This is a genomic window from Nocardia aegles, assembly GCF_052545135.1.
The window spans coordinates 691,302-716,076 of record NZ_JBQWRI010000003.1; the positions used below are offsets into that span (position 1 = coordinate 691,302).

The 24,775-nt window shown below is 64.9% G+C and carries 30 protein-coding genes; 14 read left to right on the forward strand and 16 right to left on the reverse strand.

Annotation, left to right across the window (positions count from 1 at the left end; all coding sequences use genetic code 11):
• Positions 1–84 precede the first annotated feature (84 nt).
• Both ACT89H_RS13080 and ACT89H_RS13085 read left to right on the forward strand, forming a co-directional pair.
• Positions 85–312 (forward strand): hypothetical protein, encoded by a 228-nt coding sequence (locus ACT89H_RS13080; protein ID WP_445108911.1) that lies wholly within the window; start codon positions 85–87, stop codon positions 310–312.
• Positions 309–713: a type II toxin-antitoxin system VapC family toxin gene (locus ACT89H_RS13085; protein ID WP_445108820.1), complete on the forward strand. Its 405-nt coding sequence runs from the start codon at positions 309–311 to the stop codon at positions 711–713. Before ACT89H_RS13080 ends, ACT89H_RS13085 begins: the two co-directional genes overlap by 4 nt.
• A 454-nt stretch (positions 714–1,167) precedes the next feature.
• Here ACT89H_RS13085 and ACT89H_RS13090 read toward each other — a convergent pair whose 3' ends face one another.
• The 8 genes from ACT89H_RS13090 to ACT89H_RS13125 all read right to left on the reverse strand — a co-directional run bounded on the left by ACT89H_RS13090 (position 1,168) and on the right by ACT89H_RS13125 (position 8,009).
• Positions 1,168–1,521, reverse strand: a complete 354-nt coding sequence (locus tag ACT89H_RS13090; protein WP_445108821.1) for a YybH family protein — start codon at positions 1,519–1,521, stop codon at positions 1,168–1,170.
• 82 nt (positions 1,522–1,603) lie between these two features.
• Positions 1,604–2,182, reverse strand: a complete 579-nt coding sequence (locus ACT89H_RS13095) for a maleylpyruvate isomerase family mycothiol-dependent enzyme (RefSeq protein ID WP_445108822.1) — start codon at positions 2,180–2,182, stop codon at positions 1,604–1,606.
• Between the two features lie 340 nt (positions 2,183–2,522).
• Positions 2,523–2,990: a MarR family winged helix-turn-helix transcriptional regulator gene (locus tag ACT89H_RS13100; RefSeq protein ID WP_445108823.1), complete on the reverse strand. Its 468-nt coding sequence runs from the start codon at positions 2,988–2,990 to the stop codon at positions 2,523–2,525.
• A gap of 57 nt (positions 2,991–3,047) precedes the next feature.
• Positions 3,048–3,641, reverse strand: coding sequence for a DUF4158 domain-containing protein (locus ACT89H_RS13105; protein WP_445108824.1), 594 nt, complete (start codon positions 3,639–3,641; stop codon positions 3,048–3,050).
• Between the two features lie 288 nt (positions 3,642–3,929).
• Entirely contained in the window at positions 3,930–4,787 is an 858-nt protein-coding gene (locus tag ACT89H_RS13110) for a 3-hydroxyacyl-CoA dehydrogenase (RefSeq protein ID WP_445108825.1), read from the reverse strand.
• A gap of 686 nt (positions 4,788–5,473) precedes the next feature.
• Complete coding sequence (locus ACT89H_RS13115; RefSeq protein WP_445108826.1) at positions 5,474–6,436, reverse strand: class I SAM-dependent DNA methyltransferase; 963 nt, start codon at positions 6,434–6,436, stop codon at positions 5,474–5,476.
• A gap of 249 nt (positions 6,437–6,685) precedes the next feature.
• On the reverse strand, positions 6,686–7,387 hold the full coding sequence (locus ACT89H_RS13120) for a class IV adenylate cyclase (RefSeq protein ID WP_445108827.1): 702 nt from the start codon (positions 7,385–7,387) through the stop codon (positions 6,686–6,688).
• A complete protein-coding gene (locus ACT89H_RS13125) occupies positions 7,281–8,009 on the reverse strand; it encodes a hypothetical protein (protein WP_445108828.1) in 729 nt (242 codons plus the stop codon). The genes ACT89H_RS13120 and ACT89H_RS13125 overlap by 107 nt, the downstream gene beginning before the upstream one ends.
• 307 nt (positions 8,010–8,316) lie before the next feature.
• Here ACT89H_RS13125 and ACT89H_RS13130 point away from each other — a divergent pair, with 307 nt between their 5' ends.
• Genes ACT89H_RS13130 through argS form a run of 4 tightly spaced genes read left to right on the forward strand, consistent with a single transcriptional unit; the run spans position 8,317 to position 13,346 of the window.
• A complete protein-coding gene (locus ACT89H_RS13130; RefSeq protein WP_445108829.1) occupies positions 8,317–9,900 on the forward strand; it encodes a pyridoxal phosphate-dependent decarboxylase family protein in 1,584 nt (527 codons plus the stop codon).
• Positions 9,897–10,814, forward strand: a complete 918-nt coding sequence (locus tag ACT89H_RS13135) for a class I SAM-dependent methyltransferase (protein ID WP_445108830.1) — start codon at positions 9,897–9,899, stop codon at positions 10,812–10,814. The genes ACT89H_RS13130 and ACT89H_RS13135 overlap by 4 nt, the downstream gene beginning before the upstream one ends.
• Positions 10,811–11,533, forward strand: a complete 723-nt coding sequence (locus tag ACT89H_RS13140) for a hypothetical protein (RefSeq protein WP_445108831.1) — start codon at positions 10,811–10,813, stop codon at positions 11,531–11,533. The genes ACT89H_RS13135 and ACT89H_RS13140 overlap by 4 nt, the downstream gene beginning before the upstream one ends.
• Before the next feature lie 40 nt (positions 11,534–11,573).
• Entirely contained in the window at positions 11,574–13,346 is a 1,773-nt protein-coding gene (argS, locus tag ACT89H_RS13145; RefSeq protein WP_445108832.1) for an arginine--tRNA ligase, read from the forward strand.
• A 235-nt stretch (positions 13,347–13,581) separates the two neighbouring features.
• Here the strand turns inward: argS and ACT89H_RS13150 are convergent, their stop codons facing one another.
• Entirely contained in the window at positions 13,582–13,917 is a 336-nt protein-coding gene (locus ACT89H_RS13150) for a DUF397 domain-containing protein (protein ID WP_445108833.1), read from the reverse strand.
• Positions 13,918–13,921: 4 nt separating this feature from the next.
• The gene (locus ACT89H_RS13155) at positions 13,922–14,788 is read right to left on the reverse strand and encodes a Scr1 family TA system antitoxin-like transcriptional regulator (RefSeq protein ID WP_445108834.1); all 867 of its coding nucleotides are present in this window, start codon (positions 14,786–14,788) and stop codon (positions 13,922–13,924) included.
• A gap of 159 nt (positions 14,789–14,947) precedes the next feature.
• On the opposite strand from ACT89H_RS13155, the gene ACT89H_RS13160 reads away from it, so the two are divergent.
• The 4 genes from ACT89H_RS13160 to ACT89H_RS13175 all read left to right on the forward strand — a co-directional run bounded on the left by ACT89H_RS13160 (position 14,948) and on the right by ACT89H_RS13175 (position 16,999).
• Entirely contained in the window at positions 14,948–15,262 is a 315-nt protein-coding gene (locus ACT89H_RS13160) for a hypothetical protein (RefSeq protein ID WP_445108835.1), read from the forward strand.
• 233 nt (positions 15,263–15,495) lie between these two features.
• The gene (locus tag ACT89H_RS13165; protein ID WP_445108836.1) at positions 15,496–15,969 is read left to right on the forward strand and encodes a DNA-directed RNA polymerase subunit beta; all 474 of its coding nucleotides are present in this window, start codon (positions 15,496–15,498) and stop codon (positions 15,967–15,969) included.
• Positions 15,970–16,052: 83 nt separating this feature from the next.
• On the forward strand, positions 16,053–16,343 hold the full coding sequence (locus ACT89H_RS13170; protein ID WP_445108837.1) for a hypothetical protein: 291 nt from the start codon (positions 16,053–16,055) through the stop codon (positions 16,341–16,343).
• 170 nt (positions 16,344–16,513) lie between these two features.
• Entirely contained in the window at positions 16,514–16,999 is a 486-nt protein-coding gene (locus tag ACT89H_RS13175) for a hypothetical protein (protein ID WP_445108838.1), read from the forward strand.
• Positions 17,000–17,132: 133 nt separating this feature from the next.
• Here ACT89H_RS13175 and ACT89H_RS13180 read toward each other — a convergent pair whose 3' ends face one another.
• On the reverse strand, positions 17,133–18,614 hold the full coding sequence (locus ACT89H_RS13180) for an AAA family ATPase (protein ID WP_445108839.1): 1,482 nt from the start codon (positions 18,612–18,614) through the stop codon (positions 17,133–17,135).
• 241 nt (positions 18,615–18,855) lie between these two features.
• On the opposite strand from ACT89H_RS13180, the gene ACT89H_RS13185 reads away from it, so the two are divergent.
• From ACT89H_RS13185 to ACT89H_RS13200, 4 genes are all read left to right on the forward strand, one after another.
• The gene (locus ACT89H_RS13185; RefSeq protein ID WP_445108840.1) at positions 18,856–19,296 is read left to right on the forward strand and encodes a VOC family protein; all 441 of its coding nucleotides are present in this window, start codon (positions 18,856–18,858) and stop codon (positions 19,294–19,296) included.
• A 116-nt stretch (positions 19,297–19,412) separates the two neighbouring features.
• Positions 19,413–19,631, forward strand: coding sequence for a DUF8778 family protein (locus ACT89H_RS13190; RefSeq protein ID WP_445108841.1), 219 nt, complete (start codon positions 19,413–19,415; stop codon positions 19,629–19,631).
• Positions 19,628–19,984 (forward strand): type II toxin-antitoxin system PemK/MazF family toxin, encoded by a 357-nt coding sequence (locus tag ACT89H_RS13195; RefSeq protein ID WP_445108842.1) that lies wholly within the window; start codon positions 19,628–19,630, stop codon positions 19,982–19,984. The genes ACT89H_RS13190 and ACT89H_RS13195 overlap by 4 nt, the downstream gene beginning before the upstream one ends.
• A gap of 75 nt (positions 19,985–20,059) precedes the next feature.
• Positions 20,060–20,389: an ATP-grasp domain-containing protein gene (locus ACT89H_RS13200; RefSeq protein WP_445108912.1), complete on the forward strand. Its 330-nt coding sequence runs from the start codon at positions 20,060–20,062 to the stop codon at positions 20,387–20,389.
• 851 nt (positions 20,390–21,240) lie between these two features.
• Here the strand turns inward: ACT89H_RS13200 and ACT89H_RS13205 are convergent.
• The 5 genes from ACT89H_RS13205 to ACT89H_RS13225 form a co-directional block, all read right to left on the reverse strand.
• A complete protein-coding gene (locus ACT89H_RS13205) occupies positions 21,241–21,654 on the reverse strand; it encodes a PIN domain nuclease (RefSeq protein WP_445108843.1) in 414 nt (137 codons plus the stop codon).
• Positions 21,651–21,866 (reverse strand): type II toxin-antitoxin system VapB family antitoxin, encoded by a 216-nt coding sequence (locus tag ACT89H_RS13210; RefSeq protein WP_445108844.1) that lies wholly within the window; start codon positions 21,864–21,866, stop codon positions 21,651–21,653. Before ACT89H_RS13210 ends, ACT89H_RS13205 begins: the two co-directional genes overlap by 4 nt.
• 151 nt (positions 21,867–22,017) lie before the next feature.
• On the reverse strand, positions 22,018–23,055 hold the full coding sequence (gene dmpG, locus ACT89H_RS13215; protein WP_445108845.1) for a 4-hydroxy-2-oxovalerate aldolase: 1,038 nt from the start codon (positions 23,053–23,055) through the stop codon (positions 22,018–22,020).
• 12 nt (positions 23,056–23,067) lie between these two features.
• Entirely contained in the window at positions 23,068–23,973 is a 906-nt protein-coding gene (locus ACT89H_RS13220) for an acetaldehyde dehydrogenase (acetylating) (protein WP_445108913.1), read from the reverse strand.
• A 15-nt stretch (positions 23,974–23,988) separates the two neighbouring features.
• Entirely contained in the window at positions 23,989–24,774 is a 786-nt protein-coding gene (locus ACT89H_RS13225) for a 2-keto-4-pentenoate hydratase (RefSeq protein WP_445108846.1), read from the reverse strand.
• Between the last annotated feature and the right edge of the window lies 1 nt (position 24,775).

Here is a 24,775-nt window from a genome sequence, read left to right on the forward strand (position 1 = left end):
GTAGCTCCACGCGCTACACCGGGCTACAATCACGTTATGAAGGTGATCACGCAGCGTGAGTTCCGCAACAACTCAGCGGCAGTCATGGATGCCGTCGAGGCCGGGGAGACCTTTCGCGTGACCCGCAATGGGGTCGAGGTCGCAGAAGTGCGACCGGTCGGCCGAAAGCGCCGTCGAACGGCGGAAGAACTCGTCGAACGGCATCGCAAACTCCCGCGTGTCGACTATGCCCGTATGCGGCGAGAGGCCGACGAATTCTTCGGAACGGAGGATCGAGTCGGCGACGACGACGCTTGGGGTTCGCGTTCATGACCGAGCGGAACGCATCGGGCGTATTGGACACCTGCACCTACATCGACCTGTACGCGCTCGATCCCGCGTCTTTGCCGGAGATATGCGAGATAACGGCGATCACACTGGCCGAATTGCACCAAGGCGTCGCCACGGCGAAAGACGCTGCCACCCGATCCGCCCGATCCGAGCAACTCGGCGCCGCCATCGTGGATTTCGATCCGTTGCCCTTCGACGAGGACGCCGCGACGCGTTACGGCACGCTGGTAGCACTCACCCTGGCAGCGAAACGCGACCCGCGACCCCGCCGGATGGATTTGCTCATAGCGGCGATCGCGTCAGCACGTGGATTACCGCTGTACACCCGCAACAGCGCGGATTTCCGCGGGCTGGAAAGCATGCTCGAGATCGTCGCGGTCTAGCGCGGGTGGTGCTCGCCGCCCCGAGTCAGTACTTGTAGAAGCCCTCGCCGGTGGCGCGCCGACCTGGAGCACTTCCTCACCACGACGACGTTGGACACCTGGTTGTAGGCCGACAGACTCCGACCCCGATCGAATATGGCAACGCTCCAGCGCGATGGTCGCGCCGCTGTGGCGCCCAGGACGGCGCTGTCGGATCACCCTGTTTCATAGGTGATCACCTATGAAACAGCTGCTGTGAGAGTATTACCCGACATTCCTGTCCACCTTCGCCGGGAAGTCCGGGACGAACCTCGCCAAACCCGAAGCCCGCGCGGTCCTGGCGCTGGCCCCGACCCCCGCGTACGCGGCCAAACTCACCAGGGCCCGTGTCGCAGCGGCCCTGCGCCGCGCCGGGCGCAAACGCGGCATCGATGCCCGCGGAAAATGCTGCCCGCCGGCACCACCCTCACCGGGGTCAGGACACCAGCATCGGCTGGTCGACCGCCCACAGCCACGACCCGTCCGGCTGGCGCCGAGCGACCTCGACCGACACCGAACCGGTGGTCGACGTGGTCGCTGTGAGGGCCAGGTCGCCGTTCACCAGTGCCGGATGTTGCCTGCCCCGTTCGAGGACCGGCGCGGTGGCGATGAGCTGCTCGAAGACCTTGCGTATTTCCGCATGTCCGGTCACGAGGGTGCCGGAGGGAAACTCCAGCACGGCGTCGGGCTCGTACAGTGCCACCAATCCGTCGAGGTCGCCCGCATTGACGCGCTCGAGGAAGTATCGGCCCAGATCGTTCGGCTCGGTGGCAATTTGCTTGTTGGTCATACTGTTAAGGCTCCCAACGGATTACGGCAGGATATGTGTCCCCGGCGCTCCCCGGCAGCGCAGCGAGCGGCTGTCCGGACCTTCAGCGTCTGCGTCCGGACAAGGTGAGCACAGAAGCGAATACGCCTGTGCCGTCGACTGTTTCGGTGGTCGACTCGTCTGTCTGCGGGGTCGCGCGCAGGACCGTGGTCCGCAGGATGCGCAGGGCGACATCGCAGGCCGGTTGATAGGAAAAGCCCAAGGCCTGAGCGATATCCCAGGTGTGGATGACGGTATTGCGGATCTGTTCCTCGTACAGGGTCGCGATGTCGGCCGCTGCGGGGAACCCCGGGACCTGGTAGCGCCGGCTCATGTCGGTCGTGGCGGCGAACGCGTTCTCCATGAGCTGGGCGGAGCGCCGGTAACCGGCTTCGAGCCCGACGCCGCCATACGGGTCGACGCGGGCATCCAGGGCTTGCCTGTCGTGCGGGCCGGGTGGCTGGGGGATCGGCCGGGCGCCGAGAGCGGCGGCGAGGTTGTGGTGCTGGTCGACCAGATGCAGATACAGATCGCCGATGTCACAGGTGGAGTAGGGCACCGGGCTGCTGAGGTCGCTGTGGGTGACTTCGGACAGGAATGCCGCGAAGTCTTCGGTCAGGCTGTGGAGGACGGATACGTCCACTGCGTGTTCTCGCTTCCACTGTCGCTGGTCGTCACATCGCGGTCGGGACCGGCGGGGCGCGCCAGATTACGGGGGCGTGTTGCGGTCGGTGATAGCGAGCGTGCTAAGCACCGGCGGTAAATCCTCTACCACGGTAGACGATTAATGGAAGGATGTCCACGCCCCCGGCGGTCACGCACCGGCCGGAACGAGAGACGCGACACGCGGACCCGGGGAGTATTTACCGGGGCTGCCGAGTCCCTGATGGCGAGCTTGCCTCGTGCTCGTCGCCCACCTAGCGGGCCCGACGGTACCCGGCACTGTTCGGCGGAGCGCCGTTGTCTCGTGGTCACCGCGATCGTCAGGATGATCGCTGGCCCGAGTCGCCCGCCGGAGCATCGGGTGTTGCGAGCCGGGTGAGTAGCTGCCGAAAATCGGTGGCTTCTACTGTGCTCAGCGTCGCATGCAGGAGTTCGTCCTCGGCGGCTCTGACGCGGTTCTTGACCGTCGCGTACACCGTGCGCCCGCTGTCGGTGAGCCCGACGGTGCGCTGGCGTTGATCCTGCGCCCGTGCCCGCACGACCAGGCCGCGGGTGGCCAGCTCGTCCAGATGCCGGCCCAATCGGGTGGGGTCGCGCCGGGTGCGGCGCGACAGTTCGACCTGCGACACGACCTGCGTCGACACCAGCTCGCTCATGATCGCGTACTCCCACATTGACAGTCCCGCCTCCCGCAGCAGCGGTTCCTCCAGCGCCGCCAGCTGCGGCAGCACACGAAACATCAACGCGGCCAGATCCGGTTCCTCCCCAGCTTCTCCCTCCTCGGACATGGACACCCTTCCCATACCGTCTACCATGGTAGAGTATTAACTCTGTGCTCGGCGTACTCAGTATCGCCGACTCGGAACCTCCAGCTCACCGGACTCCCCGCCCGCCGACGCGACCAACGCCACCAGCTTCGCCACCACCTCGGTCGGCAACCGCGACAGCACCCGGTCGAACAACACCTCTTCGCCGCGGCTCAACGCCGACCCGACGATCCGGCCGGACGTAGGAGGTTCCAGCTTCCGCCGGCGCAGCTCCGACAGCAGATGTTCGCGCACCCGCTCGCCGCTGCGCTCGATCTGGGTCACGTGATCTACCAGCCACCACGTCAACGCGTCCGCGTCGGCCACCGAGCACTCCCGGAACCCGAGCTCCGCCCGGATCTGGGCGCGGTGCGCCTTGCTGGTGCGGCCGGTGAAGTCGTAGAACGCGATCTCGGTCCGCTCCACACCCACCTGACGAGCCACATACGCGATCGCCTCGTCCGGCACCTCGGCCCGGCCGCGCGGGAACCGGCCCTCTCGGCGTAGAACCGCAGCATCACCGCGAACCCCAGCTTCGCCGCACCCCGCTTGGTCGCCACCAACTCCGGCTCGTCCCGCACCAGCGTCCAACAATCGATCAGCTCGTCCTGAGCCAACTCCCTCATCACCCACGGCAAGCTACACCCGCGAAAAACGTTGTCGCAGAGCTTTTACGACAGCTTCATGTACCTGGTGACACGATCCTTACCGGCACCCCATCCATGGCGACATCGACATCGACGACTCCCAGCCGCAGCTCGTGCGTCTGGTCATGGCCAGCATCTGATCAAGCCCTCGGCCAGTACGGCTGTGCCACTCCTCGAAGACGAATCGCTTGTACATCCACCTCCCGGGCCTTTCGTTGGTCCGGACGGCTGCCCACGGTCGGCGGTGGCGCGCTCCAGCGTTCCCCTCGCCCGGTCAGTACTTGTAGAAGCCCTCGCCGGTGGCGATGCCGAGCTTGCCCCTGTCGATGTAGTTCTCCTTCAACCACTGGGCCAGTCGTTGGGAGTTCTCGTCCTGGTTGTTGACCAGAATGTTGTAAGGCGTGGTCAGACCGATGATGTCCAGGATGCGGAACGGCCCGGCCGGGGCGCCGGTGCCGATCTGCCAGGTCTTGTCCACCGCTTCGGGATCGGCGTATCCGCCGGCCGCCAGGCTCATGCCCGCGTTGAGTAACGGCACCAGCAGCGAGTTCAGGACGTAACCCGCCTTCTCCTTGTGGATTTCGATCGGCACCATACCGATCTTCGAGGCGAAGTCGACCACGGCCTGGTACACCTTCGGGTCGGTGTCGGCGGTGCCCATGATCTCGGCGGTGTTGAAGTGCCACACCTGATTCGCGAAATGCAGTGCGAGGAACCGGTCCGGACGGCCGGTGAAGTCTTTCATGGCGCTGGGCAGCAGGGTGGAGGAGTTGGTGGCGAAGATGGTGCGCTCCGGTGCGACCCGGCCGAGCTTCTCGTAGGTCTGCTGCTTGATGCTCAGCACCTCGGGAATGGCCTCGATGACCAGGTCCGCGTCCTGCACCGCTCGAGCCAGATCGGAATCGAGCGCGATACTTGCCGCCGTCTGCTCCGCCTTGCCGTCCCCGCCGCCGGGCACCTGCTCGCGGTAGAGCGCCGCGAGCTTGTGGAATCGCTCCTCGGCCGCGGCCAGCGCCTTGTCGTCGATGTCGTATGCCGTCACCTCGAAACCGCGGAAGGCGGTCTGGAAGGCGATCTGCGACCCGAGCACCCCGGTGCCCAGGACGGTCACCTGGCGAAGGTCGATGGTCATTCGTTTCTCCCTGTCGACAGTTGCGAAGAAGCCCTCGGCGATCTGGGCGACCTTCGCCCGCAGGCGGAGGCGATCGCGATCAGGACGCGCCCGGTCGCGGCCGGGCCGGCAGCACGGCAGCGAACACGCTACGCCCAGCCATCAGCGAGTTTTCGTCCAGGTTTGGGACTCATGCCCCGAGAGCAGTCGTCAGCCGCCTGTCGATGTTCGGAGTCGTCTGCACGGCGTTCGAAGTGCTCTGCACTGCGGTGAGTCGGTGCTGATGTGGCGCAAACCCGGCTGACTCGGTCATTCTGATTTCCGGTCAGGTCGCGTGACCGGGCCAGTTGCGGAAGGGGTGGTATCGGGTGCGGTAATTTCTGGGGATGCCGGGTCGGTTGCGCAGATGGGGTGGGTGGATGGTGCTGGGTCGTCGGGTCGGGGTGCTGGCATGCGTACTGTGCACGGGGGTGTGGGTCGCCGGGTGTGCCAGCGCGGGGCCGCGGTTACCGGACCTGCCGCAGTCGCTGAGCTTCACCGGCAATCTGGTCGGGACCCTGGATCGAGGGATCGACGTGCACCGGCACTCCTCGGAAGCGACGGGATGGGGTCGCACGATGACCCGCTGCTCGGAATACAAACCGGACCGCATAGACAAGACCGTCTTCGCCGCCGACATCGTCGGCTACGTCGCCGGAGTCAAAGTGTCACTGCATCTGGGGACCTACGAGGACAATCCCGACGGCGCCTACGCACACCCGGGCGAGCCGGAACTTTTGTACGTGAGCGAGGTCAACTTCCTGCATATCGCCGATGACACCGACCACGATGCCCGGTATGCGATGTCCGGGGCGAGTATCCCGGGCCGTTCGATCGAGCGTCAGTTTCTGACGATCGATGCCGATCACAAGGGCGGCACGATCACGGCGAGCTACGGCAGTAACGGCCACAACCCGCCGGCGTCGTATCCCGGGGTCACGACGGTGACCGGACATTGGCAGTGCGGCTGACCGATGAGGTCGGCCAGCGTGGGCCTGACGGACACATCCGGCGAGGTTCATCTTCGCCAGCGGCACTGTGTCCTCGGTCTTCTCGGCGCCGAACACGCTCAACTCGCGGGAAGCCGACTTGTTATGCCGCTCAACGAACTTCGCGCATTGCACGAACATGCCGCCCGAGCCGCACGCCGGGTCGAACACGCGCCCATGGTACGGCTCCACGATCTCGACGATGAGCCGCACGATCGAGTACGGCGTGAAGTACTCGCCGCCACCCTTGCCTTCTTGCCGGGCGAAGTTCGAGAGGAAGTCTTCGTAGATGAACCCGAACGCATCGCCCGAGAGCTGGGTCGGCAGCGGCGCGAACAGGCGCAGCAGCTCGATCAGCGTGGCACGCTCCAACTTCTTGTAGCCGCGCGGCAGGATGTCACGCAGTTCGGAGTTGGTCGCCTCGATCTGAACAATCGCGTGATCTACCGCCGCGCCGACGTCCTCACCCTCCGGCGGATCCACCAAACCGGACAGGCGAGAGACCTCGGGCACGTGGAGCACGCCCTTCGCCTTGTAGTCGGCGGGAGTGACCGGGTTCCGCGCGGTGGCGTTCGCCTCGACTTCTTCGCGCACCTGCTCGAAGCGGTTCTCGGCGTAGGCGAGGAACACTAGCCCGAGCACCGGATCACGATACTGGCCTGGAGTTTGCGCGGAGCTCGTCGGCTGCCGCCCACAAGGTGGCGCGCACCTTCGCCAGATCGGTCGTCTTCATCGCTTCACCCACCGCTCGGATGAACGCACCGCAGCCATACGGCTTCGTCGCCCGGTCCGGCGATACTCATCGTTCCCAGTCATTGTTCAAAGTTTATCGGTGACCTCCGACACAGCCGGTTGAAGGCCCGAATCCCACCCGCCGATCCTTTCGCGACATCAGCGAACATCCGTTGAATGGCGTGCCTGTCGGACCGCGTCGGTGTACAGCTCGTTGGTCAGTTCTTCGGACGTGACGCCGAGTTCGGAGAGGACTGTACGTAGGTCCGTGAAGGCCTGGGCCAGGTCGGGTTCTTCGGCTTGGGTTTCCAGCTCGAGGAAGGTGCCGTCGATTTCCGGGACCTCCGCGATGGTCGCGAGCATGTGCCTACCGACGGCGGTGAACTCGAAGTTTTCGCATCGTTTGGTGAAGGCCAGGGCGGGCCGGTATCCGAGCCTGGTGATGATGTCGCGCATGGCGTCACGATCGGCGACGAGGGTTTCAAATTCAGGTTTGGACCCGGTCGCCTCATCGACAGCGGGGTCTTTGAAGGTGAGCACATGTCGGCGACTGCCGGAAGTGTCTTCCACCGTGCGGAGCCGGAATTCACGGCCGGCGCGGTCGAGATCGCCGCTTGGGGTGTCGTAGTAGGTGTCCTGGTAGGACACGATATCGGGGGTGACGCGTTCGCGTAGGGCGGCGCGAACCCGGCCCGGGTTCGTCAACCTGGCTTTGTATTCTGCCTCGATCACGGTGCTGCCTTTCTGTGGCTTCTCAGACGACGCGGTGTGCGGTGGTGATGGTCTGTTCCACGGTTCGGCGGAAGGCGTGGTGCAGGATCCCGCCGGGGTTGGGTTCGATCCGCTGGGTCGGGCACGCATGGGCTTCGCGGTGGTCGGTGAATGCAGAGACGAACATGATTCCGCGCGGCCCGTTGACGCTGATGATTCGCCATACCGGCACGTGATCGTAGAGGTAGACCTCGACGCGGCGTCCGGCAGCGACCAATTCACGCAATCGTGAGAGGGACAGGCGGATACCGGCGGAGAATGACTCGGCCGATTCGCCGATCTCCTGCGCGCGGTAGGCGGCGGCAGCCGAGTCGGGGTCGAGCAGAAGGGCGCGTAGCCGGGCGTCGACGGGGATGACTTCGCGTAGGAGTGAGTCCTTCAATCCCAGGATGCCGAGCCCGCGCACCGCCATGACATCGACGGTGGCCGCATTGCGGACCGCTGTGCGGATGTCCTCGGCGGCGTCGGCCTGCGCCGGATAGGTGCGGGTGATCTCGATGTGATCGTCCGATGTGACCGGATGGTTGTCCTGGGGTGCGAGTCCCAGGGCGATCCGCGCCGGGTCCGGCATCCCCAGGCCGTCGGCTAGTCGCTGGAAAGAACTGAGACTGGTGACCTGCCGGCGCCGGTTGATCAGTTCGTTGATCCGGCCTTGGGAGAGTGCCAGCGCGGTGGCCAGGCGTTGCTGGCTGGCGCCGGTGTGCTGCTGCACCAGTCGGAGGATGCCAGCGACATCACGATCGGCGAGAAGACGCCGGGCTTCCTCACGTGCCCAGACTTCGGCGGGTACGACGACCGGCGTGAACGCAGATCCATGCACGGCTGCCCCCGTCCTGAGCCCCCCACCAGGGTTTATCTCACCGCGAGATTATCAGGTTGGCCGGTGATATCCCCGCTGTGTGATCGAAAATCCATGCGCGCCTTGGCTTACTGGATTCACTGTCCACCATGTCCGAAAGGCGTCGCGCATGCTCGAGTTCACCCCGCTTCTTCCGCCACCTCGAAGAACATCGGTCGGCGTGGATGCTCCCGCCGGTGGCGCCGGAATCGACGCCGAATACACCCGGTCGGAGTACTCCCGCACCACCACTGTCGGGCCGGAGTCAGCGAGTGGCCAAACCGGGCTGGATGTTCCCGACTTGCTGCATCGAGCGCTGGACCTCGGCCTGGCATTCAAGGATCGCGATGAGATCTACGGCAACCGTATGCCGCCGAACGAGATTCGTGACCTGCTGCTGACCGGATTACCGGAAGCGCCGATGCCGTATGAGACGGTCTATCGGCAGTTCTGTGATCAGGTTCTGCCGTTGTGTAAGAACGAAGCATCGCCTCGGTTTCTGGGTTTCGGCGATACCGGCGATGATCCGGCGGCCCTCATGGGTGGTGTCTTGTCGCTGCTGACCCAGCAGAACATGATCAACCAGTCGTTCGACTCGCCCAGCGCCACCTTCATCGAGATCGCGGTTCTGCGGTGGCTGCGAGATCTCCTCGGGTTCCCAAATCCTCTTGTGCCCGAAGTGAACTCGGTGTGGGACGTGGGTGGTGTGATCGGCCCTGGCGGGACGATGAGCAACACGGTCGCGATGATGCTGGCACGCGAGACCACGGCTCCCGGCACCATGACTTCTGGTATCACCGGCCCGGAAAGGTTCTCGGTCGTCGTCCCCGAAGGGATCGGACACTACAGCGTCAAGGCCGCGCTGACATGGATCGGCTGCGGTGCCCGGATCATCGAAGTCCCGACAATCGGGTTCCGCTACGACCTTACAGCCCTCGAGCGCACGCTCCGTGAGCGTCTCGGGCGGGTGATGGCGGTCGTCGCCTATGCCGGCGACAGCCGCACGCAAACCGTGGACGATCTCCGTGCCGTACACGACCTGGTCCGCTCGGTCGATCCCGGTATCTGGCTGCACGCCGATGCCTGCTGGGGCCTGCTCGCCGCCTTCAGCCCACGGCTGCGGCCTCTGATCGACGGCATCGCCGAATTCGACAGCGTCACCGTGGATCCGCACAAGATCATGGCCGTCCCGTACGGGCTGAGCGCGCTGCTGGTCCGCGACCCGGCGGCGCTGCGGGCGGTCTCCACATACTCGGACCTGATCATGCAAGAGGATTTCGCATTCGGCCAGGTCACTCCGTTTCTCGGGACCAAGGACTGGAGTTCGCTGAAGCTGTGGATGATGATGCTCGGCCGTGGCCGTTCCGGCTTGGCTGCCCTCGCCGACGACCGGGCCGAGGCCGCCCGGAGGTTCGCCGCGCTCGTCGACGCTCATCCCCGTCTCGTCCGGTTGAACGATCCTGATCTCGCGGCTGTCGTGTTCGTGTATCTCCCCGTCGGCGTCGAGGAGACCGTTCCGCTGTCCGATACCGACGTTGCCGCCGTCAATGCGTTCAACCTCGCCATCCATCGTCGAATGCTCGACGATGGACGCTGGCACCTGCACCAGTTCACCCTGCCCGACGATCTCGGCCGGTTGCGCCGGAGCGCGGTAATGCGCCCGCTGCGCTTCATGGCCAATAACCCACGCCTGACCACCGAGAATATGCACGGCGTCGTGACCTATCTCGACCACATCGCCGCCGACTTGGACGGTGCCGCATGACGACTACCGATCTGTTCCGATCCGTCTACGAGACCGAGGGCGTCTACGACCGCCTGCTGCTGCGCCACTTCTTCGGTGGAGCTGAGGACACCGAACTCATGCGGAACCGGATGACCGAACTGTTCGGCGCACCCGACCGGGCACTGCGGATCGCGGAGTTCGGTTGCGGCACCGGCCGTATAACCCGCGTGCTCGCCCCCTACGCCCATGAACTCATCCTGGCCGACTACAGCACGGCCATGATCACGGCAGCGTCCCAAGGCTTTCCGCAAGCGCGCACACTGTGTACCGACACCCGGGATGCCGTCGCGACCCTCCTCTCCGAGGGCCGGAGCGCGACGTTCGATGTCGTAGCGGCGTTCTGGTCATTGAGCTATCCACTCGGCGAGTTCTTCGAAACCCTGTCTGCGTCCGGTATCGTGCCGAACCCGGAACCAGCTCACTCACGGAACCAGGCGACCGCCTTCGTGCACCACATGGTCGACCTACTTGCCCCGAACGGACACTTGACGGCGCTGTTTTTCGACGCCGAAAGCCCGGAACAACGACTGGTCACCCGCGGTTGGGAGCGGGTCGCACCTTTCCCGGAAGGCGGCCGGTCCTATACCCGAGACCTCCTGATCGATGCCCTCCGGCAGCTGGAAGAGCGTGGTCGAGGAACGCTGAACCACACCCGGCTCGGCGGAGTCGCCTGGGCACCGGCCCCGGCGGCCGCTCGTGACTGGTTCTTCGGAGTCCACTTCAAACATCACCCCCAGCTGATGGCCGATCCGGAGCTGGCCCGGATCGTCGACGCCTTCATCGACCAGCATCGCCTGCCAGACGGTGCCGTCGCTCTTCCCAGCGGGGTGCACGTGATCGATTTCCACTGTGCCGATCATCCCTGCGCGGCCCTGCCACCGGTGTTGCCATGAATCACAAGTTGTTTGCCGCGGCGGCAGCCATCACGGCGGAGTTCGTTCCGGACGGATACGGCCTCGCCTACGGCTCGCACGCCAGCGGTCGTGCCGGGCCGAACTCGGACCTCGATCTCGTCCTGGTCGGCCGGCAGCGGCCCGAGGGTGAACGGATGAGGGCGTTGACCAGCCGGGTGGTCTCGCTGCACCACACCTTCGGACTCGACCTCGACACCGAGGTGGACTACCGGACGAAACTCTTCGCCACCTACCGGGACGTCGATGCCGCAGTGGCGCTATGGTGCTTCGGCCAGCCCGACGGTCGCCTCGTCGCCGAACCGGTGATCACCGAAGCCTGGTGGCTGAACTCGGCCGAATTCGGCCACCGACTCCTACTCAACGCCCTCACCAGCGAACACGTTTTTCTCGGTGGCGACATGCAGCGCTATCGCTCCGACCGGCATCGGGCTGAGCAGGGCATCGCCCGGCTCGCCGTCTCGATAATCGACAGCCACTCGATCACGATCTCCGATGCGGTCGCGGCATTGTCTCGGAACACCACCGGTGCTTGCGGCAAGGATTTCCTCGGATATACCCCCACCGCCCATCTCCGTTCGGTCGTCGAAATAGGGGTGGCTGCGCTCGTCGCCGCAGGAGACCTCGAGGTTCTCCCCGGTTCCCGGGTTCGACTGACAGCCCGAGCCCACCTTGAAAGTCATGCGTACACAAGGCCCTGAGATACTCGGTGCCTACCGTCGTTCAGGAAAGGAATCCCGGGTGAGCCCTGCCAGTGTTGTGCCGCTGCTCGGAGCTGTCGCTGCCGCAGTGTCGGAGGCGATCGGCCGAGTCCGACCCGATCTGGCAGGAGCCGACCCCGTGGTGCGACGATCCGATCGTGCCGACTTCCAGTCGAACGCCGCGCTGCCGTTGGCGAAGAAAACCGGGACGAGACCCGTCGAACTGGCAGGCTCGCTGGTACCGCATCTCGACGGCGTCGGCCTCGGGATCGTCGAGTCCGTGACGGTGTCTGGACCGGGCTTCCTGAACATCACCGTCTCCGATACTGCGATCTGGTCGCAGGTCGCCGCCCGGCTAACCGACGACCGGCTCGGCGTTCCCGCCGGTGAAGCCGGGCAGCGGGTGGTGATCGACTATTCGGGGCCGAACGTGGCCAAGGAGATGCACGTCGGGCATCTGCGGACCACCATCATCGGTGATTGCCTCGCCCGTGTTCTCGGCTTCCTCGGCGCCGAGGTGATCCGCGCGAACCATTTGGGCGATTGGGGAACCCAGTTCGGGATGCTCATCCAGCATATCGACGAGCATCCCGAAACCCCCTGGCATCAAGGCGACGTCAGCGACCGCCGGACCAGCGCGGTCTCGGCGTTGGATGCGCTGTACAAAGCTGCCCGGGCCCAATTCGACGCCGACCCGGAATTCGCCGACCGTGCCCGGCGGCGTGTGGTCGCCCTGCAAACCGGTGACGAGCAGACGGTAGCCCGGTGGAGGGAGATCGTCGCCGAATCGGAGAAGGCGTTCGGCGCGATCTACGACCGTCTGGGTGTGCTGCTCACCTCGGACGACTACGCCGGAGAGTCCTTCTACAACCCGATGCTGGCCGACACTGTCACCGAACTCCTCGACAAGGGCGTCGCCGTCGACAGTGAGGGTGCGATCGTGGTGGCCTCGGAAGAAGTCACCGGCCCCGACGACACCCCCGCCGTGCTGATGGTCCGCAAGAGCGACGGCGGCTACGGCTACGACAGCACCGACCTGGCCACCATCCGCTACCGCATCGCCACCCTGCGCGCCGACCGGCTGCTCTATGTCACCGATTCCCGCCAAGCCCTACATTTCCAGCTGGTCTTCGAATCGGCCCGCCGCACCGGCTGGCTCACCGATGCCGTCACCGTCGACCACGTTGCCTACGGCACCGTCCTCGGCCCCGACGGCAAACCCTTCAAGACCCGCGCCGGGGGCACTGTCCGGTTGATGGACCTGCTCGACGACGCCGTCGCAGCCGCCCGCTCCGTGGTCGCCGAGAAGAATCCCGACCTGCCCGCTGCGGACCTCGACCGGATCGCCGAACAGGCCGGGATCGGCGCGGTGAAATATGCGGACCTGTCCACCAGCCGGATCAGGGACTACACCTTCGACCCACAGCGCATGACCGCGTTCAACGGCAACACCGGTGTATACCTGCAGTACGCCCACGCCCGAATCTGCTCGATTCTGCGCAAAGCCGAAGACATTCAGGCTTTTTCGGTGGACCCGAGCATTGTCCTCGAGCCCGCCGAGCGAGAACTCGCGCTCACCCTGGACGGATACGGAACGGTCATCGCCGAAGTCGCCACCACGCTCGAACCTCACCGCCTGGCCGGCCACCTCTACGAACTCGCCCGCGCCTTCACCGGTTTCTACGACACCTGTCCCGTCCTCACCGCCACCGAACCCGTCCGCGGCAACCGCCTCGCCCTCGCACAGTTGACCGCCCGAACCCTCGGCCACGGCCTTGAACTACTAGGAATCGCCGCGCCGGAACGGCTCTGATCGGGAGGATCGGAGGGTAAAAGCTGAAGCCCTGTTGTCCCGGGTCGCCCTACCACCATGCCGACGTCTACGGCGTGTCTCCTGCTGCGCACCTCGACGATCCGATGGCGTGGCGGGTAGGGCCCTTTCGTGTGTAGTCGGCCAGTTCCAGCGTCCGCTAAGGTCCGGGGAATGCCTATCGGACCGGATTCGGCTTCTTCATCTTCAAGATCGCGACAGACCATCCGAGCAAGCGCTACCGGCGGCTGAACTGGCCGTCCGCTACACCCTTCATGAACGCGTCCCACTCGGCAGTGGTGTACTCCAGCCGGACGTTCTGACCGGAGACCGTCGCGCTACCGTCGCCGTGAACGGCTACCGCGACACCGCTGTTCACAGCTCCGGACCGAGCGCTCAGGGTCAAGTCGAGGAAAGCGGTCCACTTTTCGGCCGGAACCATGATCACCGGCTGGGCGGCGGCGTCGCCGACGTACTTGCTGTCGCGGATGAGCGTTGCATCGCTGCGATGGGCGACCTCGACGCAGGTCTTCTCCGAACCGGAGAAAGTGGACTTGAACCATGCGATGCTCATGCGCTCACCCTATCTGTCGTTCAACCTGCTCGATCAGGCGCAGCGATTCTTGTCGATTCAGCGCGGCCGAGTGGACTCGGTTGTACAGAAACTGAAGTTCACCGACTCCCTTGGAGTCCTCGACGACTTCGCCGTAAAGGGCGGTTTCGAGCCAGCCGACGGTTGACAGTCGCGGACTCGCAAAGTCCAGCAGGTGGAAAGTAGCCGTATTCATGGCGGCAATCGAGCCCTCGGCGTCGAATGGAATGACGCGAAGATCGAGGGTCTTTGCATACTTGTCCGCCAACTGCCGCAAATGCAGTAGTTGCGCGCGCTGCACGGCTGGCCCGCCGACTTGCTGCATCAGCGCGGCTTGACCGATAACGATGGACAGCTGGAGAAAGCCAGGTTCTTCGAGTCTGCGTTGGCGGCGCAGTCGCGCCTGGACGCGCAGCTCGGCCTCGGTCGGTCGACCGGTCGCTGTGATCGCCGACATCAGGCCGCGAATATAGTCCTCGGTCTGCAACAGGCCTGGGATAACTGCGCACACCCAACTGCGGATGCTCTGCGCGCCGTCTTCCAATCCGTAGAAGCGCATCAGCTCATCGTCGAACAGACCCGAGTATTCGGCTTGCCAACCTCGGCCCTTGGCAACGGTCCGAAGGGCAATCAACTCCTCCTGCTCGTCGGCCTCGAACTCCAGAAGCTCCATCAGCGTCTTGAGCTTCTCCTCGCTCAGGACACCCTTGTTGTTGGTCAGCAGCGACCAGTACTGCTGGCTGATGTTCAGAGCCGACACGATCTCCTTCGGCTTCACGCCACGCTGAACCGCTTGCTTCCGAAGCCGCAGCATGAGTTCCCAGCCTGCAACGGCGGGAGACGTGCTTCCCATCGAGTTCCTTCCGTGTGGTCGGCCGCACTCACGCTACAACACTCAGCCAGCGCAAATCGGGCCGATATTGAAACCATACTTGTAACAAGTGAAGTAACGTGTCTAGCATCAAACTGTGATTCCGGATCGAGTCTGGACATGCGAGGGGATCGGGGAGCGATGGCGATACAGGTAGTGCGTGGCGCGCTGATGACCAGCGATTACACCGACCACCAGGCCAGATCGGTCGGGCAGGGGGCGTGGGTGGTTTCGTCCATGCCGGGGCGGACGTTCGACTTGGAGCAGGCGGTGGCCGCCATGCGGATCGCGGAGCTCACGGGCGAGGCGAGAGAGTTGGCCGATCTGTTGAAGGTGCCGCTGCTCGAGGCGGTCGGCCGCGCCATGGTCGCCTCGCCCTGGCGCGCGGGCCGACGCCCCAGGCGGTTCCCACTCGACCTATTCGGCGCGAACCCCATTGGCGGCGCCACCCGGTGACCGGCCGTGCGACCGCCGCGTTCGGCGTCACCACGTCCGAACGAGGACGACCTGCACATCCGCTTCACCTTCAGCTCCGGCGACACAGTGGACGTGTCCGCCTGCCGGACCGCCGCCGTGAACTTTCTCCACCACTGGCGGCGAAGCCATTCACCCCACCTTGCCGCGCACCTGGTGCTCGACGGCAACACCGACTACCCCAGATTGAGGTGTGAACAGCTATGGCTTTCGCGATGACGACTGGTTTCGGGGACACCCCGCAATCCCGGTGCCTCTATTACCGGCGGACCTGCGGCTTACCCGCCGTCATCGACCCACCGGAACTGGGCCGGATCATTCTGCGCACGGGTAGCGTGTGGGGCGTCACCATGCCGATTCGGCTGGGACAGCGCGTCAAAGCCCACATGCAGAGTCGCGCGGAATTGCTCGGGCCGATCGTCGCGCATCCCCGGTCGGGCAGATGGACCTTTCTGACCGACCCCGACATCGAACTCACTGACGTGACGGTGTTCGCCGAACTGTGGCGATCGAATGTCACCATCGCCCATACCGGGGCGGTGATCGCCCTGCCGTCGCCCACGGCGGCCGGCGGCATACGGCACTGGATAGTGCCTCCGCGCAACATGTTTCGGCCGTCCGGTCGCATGGTGGTCACCGCGCTGCGGGTCTGGGCCGACGAGCACGTCCGACACAGGTCGCGGGGGTGAACGGTGCCGGATGACGACGTTCTCCGCTCGGCCACGCTGCCGAGAGATGTTTCGCACCGAACCCTGTCGAGGATGAGTGCCTGATGTTCATCGCTTTCGCCGCCACCGCGTGGACTATGGCGTGCTTCTTCGTCGGCATGGCGGTGCTGGAACGCCGCCTCGACCGTGCCTATCCCGAATCCCACTGCCCACACTGCGGACACTCGACCGCACCGGCCGTTGCCGCCGCGCCCGACCCGGAGCCCTGGATGCTGGCGCGGACATTGCCGAGCACCGTGCCGTTGCTCGCCCCGCACGGTTCGCCCGCGATCGTGCGCTACGCCGACTCGCGGAATGCGCCCAGCAGTGGCAAAAGAATTGCGAGATATGTTTGATTTGCCTCCAGCTGAAGCGCTCGCAATTCCGCCGAGAACAACGGGAATTAGCCTAGCGGCCCCGACAGATGGGCAGTTCGCGGTGGTGTTTCATGCGCGTGATATCTGAGCTTTTGGAGCGAGTAATGATCGGTATTGTTGGATCCGCCGTATGCGATGGGACTCGTGTTGTGAGCGATCCCTGGATTCCTTTGAACATCCAATGGCTTCCCGAGTTGTGGGATCAACCGCTCTATATCAGGATCTCTGGTCTGCACGGCGGAGAGATCGAGCTCAAAGCTGACCCTGAAACCGGTGCGCTTGTACAAGCTATCGTACTGACAGCGCCCCCCTTCCTTGCGGTCAACGGTATCGGTGAACCTCCGATCGGTGAGCCCTCTCGACTCGAAGACGGCCGGGCGCCCGTCGTGACGAAAGCGTTGTGGCGGAAGCCGGATTTTCGGGATATCGATCGCGATCCGCAGCCAGGGGCAACAGCGAGTTTTTCGGACTATCTTCGCTTCTATATTGACGATCAGTTCGCTTGCCTGCGCTTTTCGGAAATCGCTGCGACACGGTATATCCGAAGCGGATCAGTAGTTGTGGGGATCTCGCAAGACGGGAATCTTTCGGAGATCTGCACATTCGGCCCGAGGATATTCGAGTACTTTAATTAATTGTCGAGCGCGCGAAAATCGGATCCGCATACATGTCATCCTTGGTGATGGCACTATTGTTGCTCCGAGCAGCTCTTCAACATGCAGAGGAGGCCGACGAATTCTCCGGCGCGTGATGGCCGACGTCGTACGATCACAAGCGGCCGTACAGTTCATCCAGTCCGATCAGATCGACCTCTCCTGCGCGCTCGGCCCGTTGGAGGTCTTCGCTGAACCCCGCACCGGAGAAGCACAGCAGGCGCATACCGGTGACATCGAACTTTCCGCTCGCCGTAATCAATTCGCGAATGCGTCGCAGCCGGTCCAAGTGGCCGAGGCCCATCACCTCGTTCCACTTCGCCTCCCCGATACCGAGCAGCGGTGGACGGCCGTACTCGGCGTAACCGATCGCGACAACGTCGACCTCCTGTGTCGTGCGGTTCGCCGAATCATTGACCGTGCCCGACGAAACCTGCACCGGAAGGTCACCGAGCCGATTTCGGCCGGTACTTTCCTGGGCGAAAAGCATGGCCCACTCTCGGCAGATCCGCTCGAAATGCGGACCGATCACATTGCTGGCGAACCGATGCGACGCCCGTTGCCAGATACGGCTGGTGTCGGTGGCCAAGGTCAGCTGAGGCCAGAACGGCCGCATGATCGCGTGATAGAAGGTGACCAGCGGTTCGGCGATCCGGAAATCACTGCGGTTGGCGCGGAACGCGTCGGCCTCGCGGGTGATGAAACCGGCGTCCTGGAGCACGGTCAACGGGTGTGCCAGCGTGTTCACCGGGCGGCCGACGTGGCCGGCGATACCGCCCCGGCCGGTGTTGCCGGTGGCGATGGCGTTGAGGACGGAGTGATAGAGGGCGCCGTCACGGAGATCGGGCTCTTCAGCGAGCAGGTACCGAGCCTCCAAGAACATCGGGCTGCCTGGGGAGAGGATCGCTCGAACCACCCAGTCGTCGAAATCCGCGAGATTCGCGGGCGCGTCGTAGCGGATCATCTCGGTCCGATACGCCGGTGTTCCGCCCACCACCGAATGCACGAGCAGGGCCAGCCGCGGATCATCGATTCCCCAGAACTCGGCCGCTCGCCGGTAATTCAAGGTGGCGATGGGCAATTCGAGCGAAGCACGGCCGCGCAGCGGCGCATTTCCCGAAAGCAATCCACCCATGAAGGACAGCGCCGAACCACACAGCAGCAACCGCGTGCGAGAGGCGGTGCGCTCGGCGCGTCTCGGCGCATACGCCCCCTGAATGATCGACGGCAGCGCCGGATTCGCCCTGACCAGATAGGGAAACTCGTCGATCACCACGGGCGTGTTCCGCTCGACGCCCATGCGAAGAAGCACGTCGATCACCTGCCCCCAATTCGCCGGGGTGAACGGAGCGACGAGATCGAGGTGGCGGCTGAGCGCCTCTCCGATCGCGGCGAGCGATTCCGCGTCGGTGGCCTCCTGCGCGGAGAAGTAGAAGCCGTCGGCGACTTCACAGACGGCCTCGAGCAGAAAACTCTTCCCTTGCCTGCGACGACCGGAGACCACACCGAGCGACGCACTCGGTGCGGGATCGTCGACGAACCGGGTCAGCGCCTCCCATTCCCGGTCGCGATCGAAAATATCGGACGGCTTCCGCACGAGCGCCTCCCGAGAGTAGTGAAGTTATGATAACTGTACTACTCACATTCCCGGGTATATCGGCGAGGCACTCGGCAGCGCGCTCCGATTCGGCTGGATCGGCAGCCATCGGTGCGGCGTCGACGCCGAGCTGAACGACAAGTTCGCCGCCCACTGCGATGAGTTTCCGTCGCGCCGTCGGTCTCTACTGCTGCGCCCGCCAAGCCCATGGCGGGGGCCTACCGATGAAGGAGATAGGGCTGTGGCGATTCAGCGGATGGACAACGTCCTCATCGTTGTCGAGGACCTCGACGCCGTCATCGAGTTCTTCGTCGAACTCGGAATGGAGTTGGAGGGCAGGGGGCCGGTGGAGGGACGTTGGGTGGAGCGTGTCATCGGGGTCGACCACGTCCGACAGGACGTCGCAATGCTGCGGACCCCGGACGGCCACGGTCGGGTCGAGCTGGCGAAGTTCCACACGCCGCAGGCGATCAGCGCCGAGCCGAAAAACGCGCCGACGAACACCCTGGGCATTCGACGTGTCATGTTCGCCGTCGACGACATCGATGACGTCCTTGCCCGCATGCGCGCCCACGGCGCCGAACTCGTCGGCACGGTGGAGCAATACGAGCAGAGCTATCGGCTCTGCTACCTCCGTGGCCCCGAGGGCATCATCGTCGGGCTAGCCGAGCAACTGGGCTGACCAGGAATGATCTCTCCACCCACACCGAGGTATCCACAAAGGTATGACATCGCGGTACCCTGAATCGTATCCGCATCTCGAAGGGAGGTACGCACATGGGTTCCACAATGTCGTCGATGAAAGTCGAGCAATCGGTGCGTGAGCGCGTGAGCGCTCTGGCGCAAGCAGAGGGCCGCACCGTCTCCCAGACCATCGCACACCTGCTGGACGAGCACGACCGTAGACAGCGGTTCGCCGCCGTCGCGGCCGCGTACGCCGAAACGGACGCCGACTATGTCGCCGAGGTCGACGCCTGGGACGACACGCTGGAAGACGGCTTGGACGACGATCGGTGAACGCCCTACCGTCGTACCAGCCCGGGGACGTCATCTGGACCGAACTTTCCCCCACCAAGGGCCACGAGCAGAACGGACGGCGCCCGGCGGTGGTCATATCCACCGCCGACTACCTGCGAACAGTGCGCGGACTCGTCGTCATCGTGCCGGTGACCACTACCGACCGCGGTTGGCCGCACCACGTTCAACTGCGCGGCGACGAACTCGGACTGCCGCACATTTCCTTCGCCATGACCGAACAACCACGAACTGTGAGCATCCAGCGGATCAAAGGTGTGGCAGGTTCGGTCAGTAGCCGAACGCTCGCACTGATCCGCCGGTGGATCAGCGATTTCACGGTGCTGGAAGGCTAGTGATTATCTCATAGGCAGTGAGTCGAAGCGTGTTGTAGCGCAATGTAGGTCGGCCCGGGCCGGGTGAAATGACCGATACTTCGCGGCGAAGACCTGACCGGTGGGTTCGTCCTGCGCCGCTTCGAGCATTTCCGGTCGGCCGAAGTCCGCACCTGGTGGGTGGACGGCAGGTGCCGGTTGATCGGCCCGCACCCGGACACCCCGGAGGACATGCCCGAGGTCGAATTCGATCCAGCCGCCGTGGGGAACGTCATCGCAGCCCTCGGCCTCCCCTTCGTCACGGCCGACTTCGCACTACGCAACGACCGAGTCTGGCGCCTGGTCGAACTCGGGGACGGCCAGGTCAGTGATCGGCCCCGGACCATTCCTGCCGAGACGCTGCTCACCGTCCTCCGCACTGGTTGACGCGCGCAGGACGAGCGCGTCGGCCAGCTGAATCCGTGCCTGTCCGCTGACCCCGGCAGGCCATCTGGCCCGGCACAGTGCTCGGCGAGCTGATCGACCACCTTCAGCTCGACGACTTCGTTCTGATGGGACATGATTAGGGCGGACCTATCGGTCTCGGCGCGGCCACCACGCGCGCGGATCGGGTGCGGGGGATCGTACTGGGCAACACCATGTTCTGGCCGATCGAAGCGATAGCGAATCGGGCGTTCAGCGTCATCATGAGCAGCCGTCCGATGCAGGCGGATACTCGAACAGAATTTCCTCGTCGAGCGCGTCCTGCTGGCAGAACTGGGACGCAACCTAACCGCAACCGAGGCCGACCACTACCGCGCGGTCCAGCCCACGGCGGAAGCTCGGCGCGGACTCGCCGTACTGCCCAAAGAAATTCATGCCGCGCACCCGCTGCTGGACCAACTTGCCCGAGATGTGCCCGCCCTGCTCGGCGACAAGCCAACCCTATTGGTATGGGGAATGCGGGACATGGCATTCCGTCCCAGCTCCTGTATCCCGCGAATGCGTGCCGCCTTCACCGATCTGGACATGGTCGAGTTGCCACACGCCCGGCACTTCATTCAGGAACACGCACCAGACGCGATCGCCGCGGCGATCGCGAAGCGATTCCTTTGATTTGCCATCCTCGAGGGTGCTGTCTGCTCCCGCTGCAATTCCAGCGCGATGTCGACGAGCTGGATCCTCTTGGCCGCCGACCAGCTTGCGCTTACCAGCGCGCATGAGCATCTCCGCGGCCGGAGACCATCGCCGGACGCACGACGTCTTCGGCCGCGTCATCCGATTGCGCGGATCATCGACTAGTTCGAGCCGAGCCACTGATGTGGCTGACCGGTCACCGCGGCGATGCAGTCGAAGTCGTGGTCGCGGTGCAGCAACGTCAGCCCACGAAGTTCGGCGGTGGCAGCCACGACCAGATCTACCGGACCGGCGCTGCGGTGCAGACCTCGTTTGGTCAGCTCCCCTTGCACCTCCCAGGCTCGGTCGTACGCGCGGTCATCGACCGGCTCCCAGCCGAAAAGCGCCCGCATATCTTCCACCGCACGCTCACGGTCGGCCATGGAGCGCGCACTGAAGAAGAATTCCAGTTCGGTTATCGGACAGAGTGCGATCAGTCCCGCCGCGGCGGCGTGCTGCCACGCGAGTGCGTCGGCGTCGCGTCGGAAGAGTGGGACCAAAGCGCTCGTGTCGATGAGAAACTGGGCCGCGCTCACCGACGGTAATTCCGCTTGTCGGCAAGCGCATCCAAGTCGAACGCACCGTCGGCGACAGCATCCTGAAGGCGGGTCAAAGCCAGTGCGCGGCGACGCGTCTGGAGAACCTCACGAAGCGCCGCGTTCACCGTCTCCTTCTTGGTTCCGGTGCCAAGCGCCTTCGATACATCGGCCACCAGTTGGTCATCGAGGTCGATTACGGTCCGAGTCATGACACACCTCCGGTGATATCTCCAATTGAATAAATGATATCAGCACAGGTGCATGCGCAGTTGTTGGTCGCCTCGGCGGCCCGCTGAGCTCCGAGGACGAAGGGTCGCCCGACGTGCGTGAATGAGCCGACCGGAAAGCACCGCCGCCCGGTCAAGCGGTGACGGCTGCCTTCTCTCGCCGCAATTCCAGCGCGATGTCGATGAGCTGGTCCTCCTGGCCGCCGACCAGCTTGCGCTTGCCCGCGCGCACGAGCATTTCGGCGGCCGAGACGCCATAGCGTTCGGCTTGCCGCTCGGCATGCTTGAGGAAGCTGGAGTACACACCCGCGTAGCCCATCATCAGGGCTTGGCGATCCAGCAGGCATTCCTGTGGCATCGCCGGGCGGACGACGTCTTCGGCGGCGTCGGCGATGGCGAAGAAGTCGATGCCGGTGTTGACGCCGAGTTTGTCGCACACACCCACCAGCGCCTCGACCGGCGTGTTTCCCGCGCCCGCGCCGAAACGCCGGGCGCTGCCGTCGATCTGGGTGGCACCGGCGCGGATGGCGTAGATCGAGTTGGCGACGGCCAGATCGAGGTTCTCATGCCCGTGGAAGCCTACCTGCGCGTCGTCACCGAGTTCGGCGACCAGGGCGGCCACCCGGTCGGAAACCTGTTCCAGCACCAGCGCTCCCGCCGAGTCGACGATGTAGACGCACTGACAGCCGGCGTCGGCCATGATGCGCGCCTGCTCGGCCAGCACCTCCGGCGGCTGGGTGTGCGCCATCATCAGGAACCCGACCGTCTCCAGCCCGAGTTTCCGCGCCAGACCGAAGTGCTGGATCGACACATCGGCCTCGGTGCAGTGCGTGGCGATCCGGCAGATGGACGCGCCGTTGTCCCGGGCGATCTTGATGTCTTCTTTGACCCCGACACCGGGCAGCATCAGCACGGCGATCTTCGCCCGCCGCGCCGTTTCGGCCGCGATGGTGACCAGTTCCTGCTCCGGTGTCTTGGAAAAGCCGTAGTTGAACGACGAACCGCCCAGACCGTCGCCGTGGGTCACCTCGATCACCGGCACGCCCGCGCCGTCGAGCGCGGCCACGATGTCGCGGACCTCGGCGGCGGTGAACTGGTGGCGCTTGTGGTGGGATCCGTCGCGCAGCGAGGTGTCGGTGACGCGGATGTCGAGTTCTGCCGAGTAGGCCATGTCGAAAGCTCCTCACACCCGGGCCGTGACGATCTGTTCGGCGATGACCTCGCCGACCCGCGTCGCGGCGGCGGTCATGATGTCGAGGTTGCCCGCGTACGGGGGCAGGAAATCGCCCGCGCCCTCCACTTCGACGAACACCGACACCTTCGCCATGCCTCCGGAGACCACCGACGGCTCGTCGAACTGCGGTTCGTTCAACAGCCGGTAGCCGGGCACATACCGCTGGATGTCGGCGACCATCCGCTGGATCGAATCGGCGATCGCGGCGGTGTCGGCGTCCTCCGGGATGGCGCAGAAGATGGTGTCGCGCATGATCATCGGCGGCTCGGCCGGATTCAGGATGATGATGGCCTTGCCGCGCTGCGCGCCGCCGATGGTCTCCACGCCGCGACTGGTGGTCGCGGTGAACTCGTCGATGTTGGCCCGGGTGCCGGGACCGGCGGAGACCGACGACACCGAGGCGACGATCTCCGCGTACGGCACCGGGACGACCCGCGACACCGCGGCGACGATCGGGATCGTCGCCTGACCGCCGCAGGTGATCAGGTTGACGTTCGGCGCGTCGAGATTCGCGCGCAGGTTCACCGGCGGCACCACGGCGGGGCCGACGGCGGCCGGGGTGAGGTCGACGGCGCGGATGCCCGCTTCGGCGTAGCGCGGGGCGGCGGCGCGGTGCACGTACGCCGAGGTCGCCTCGAAGATCAGATCGGGCAATTCGGATTGCGCGAGCAGCCGGTCCACGCCCTCGTGCGAGGTTTCCAGCCCGAGCCCGCGCGCCCGCTTCAGGCCCTCGCTGTCCGGGTCGATCCCGATCATCCAGCGCGGCTGGATCCGCTGCGAGCGCAGCAGTTTGTAGAGCAGATCGGTGCTGATGTTGCCGGACCCGACGATCGCGGCGGTGACGGTCCCGTGCACGGGCACGACAGCCTCCTAGGTGAATTGCAGACGGACGGAGCCGAGTCCGGCGAACTCGGCATGGAACTCATCGCCCGGACGTGCGTCGATGGCGCGGGTGCACGAACCGGGCAGCACGATGTCACCGGCGTTCAGCCGCACACCGAAGCCCGCGACCTTGCGCGCCAGCCAAGCCACCGCGATCACCGGATCGCCCAGCACCGCGTCGCTGCGGCCCTCGGCCACCACCGCGCCGTTGCGGGTGAGCACGGCGTCGATGGCCGTGGTGTCGATATCCTTTGGCGCGACCCGCCGCGCGCCGAACACGAAACCGGCCGAAGACGCGTTGTCGGAGATGGTGTCGGCCAAGCCGATGTTCCAATCCTTGATCCGCGAGTCGATCAGCTCGATCGCGGGTGCCAAGGCGACCGTGGCGGCGAGCACGTCTTCCTCGGTGCATTCCGCACCGGGCAGGTCGGCGCCGAGCACGAACCCGACCTCCACCTCCACGCGGGGGAACAGATACCGGCCTGCTTCGACCGAAACGTCCTCGTGGACTTCCATTTCCGCGAGCAGATGCCCGTAGTCGGGCTCGTCGACGCCCATCATCCGCTGCATGGCCTTCGAGGACAGGCCCACTTTGTGCCCGACCACCCGCGCGCCCGCGGCCAGCTTGCGCCGGATGTTGATCAGCTGGATCTCGTAGGCGTCGACCACGTCGATATCGGGGTGGCGGGCGATCAACGGGTCGATCGCCACCCGGTCGCGCTCGGCGCGCTCGAGTTCGTCAGCCAGTTCGGTTCGTACCGCGTCGGACAGCACG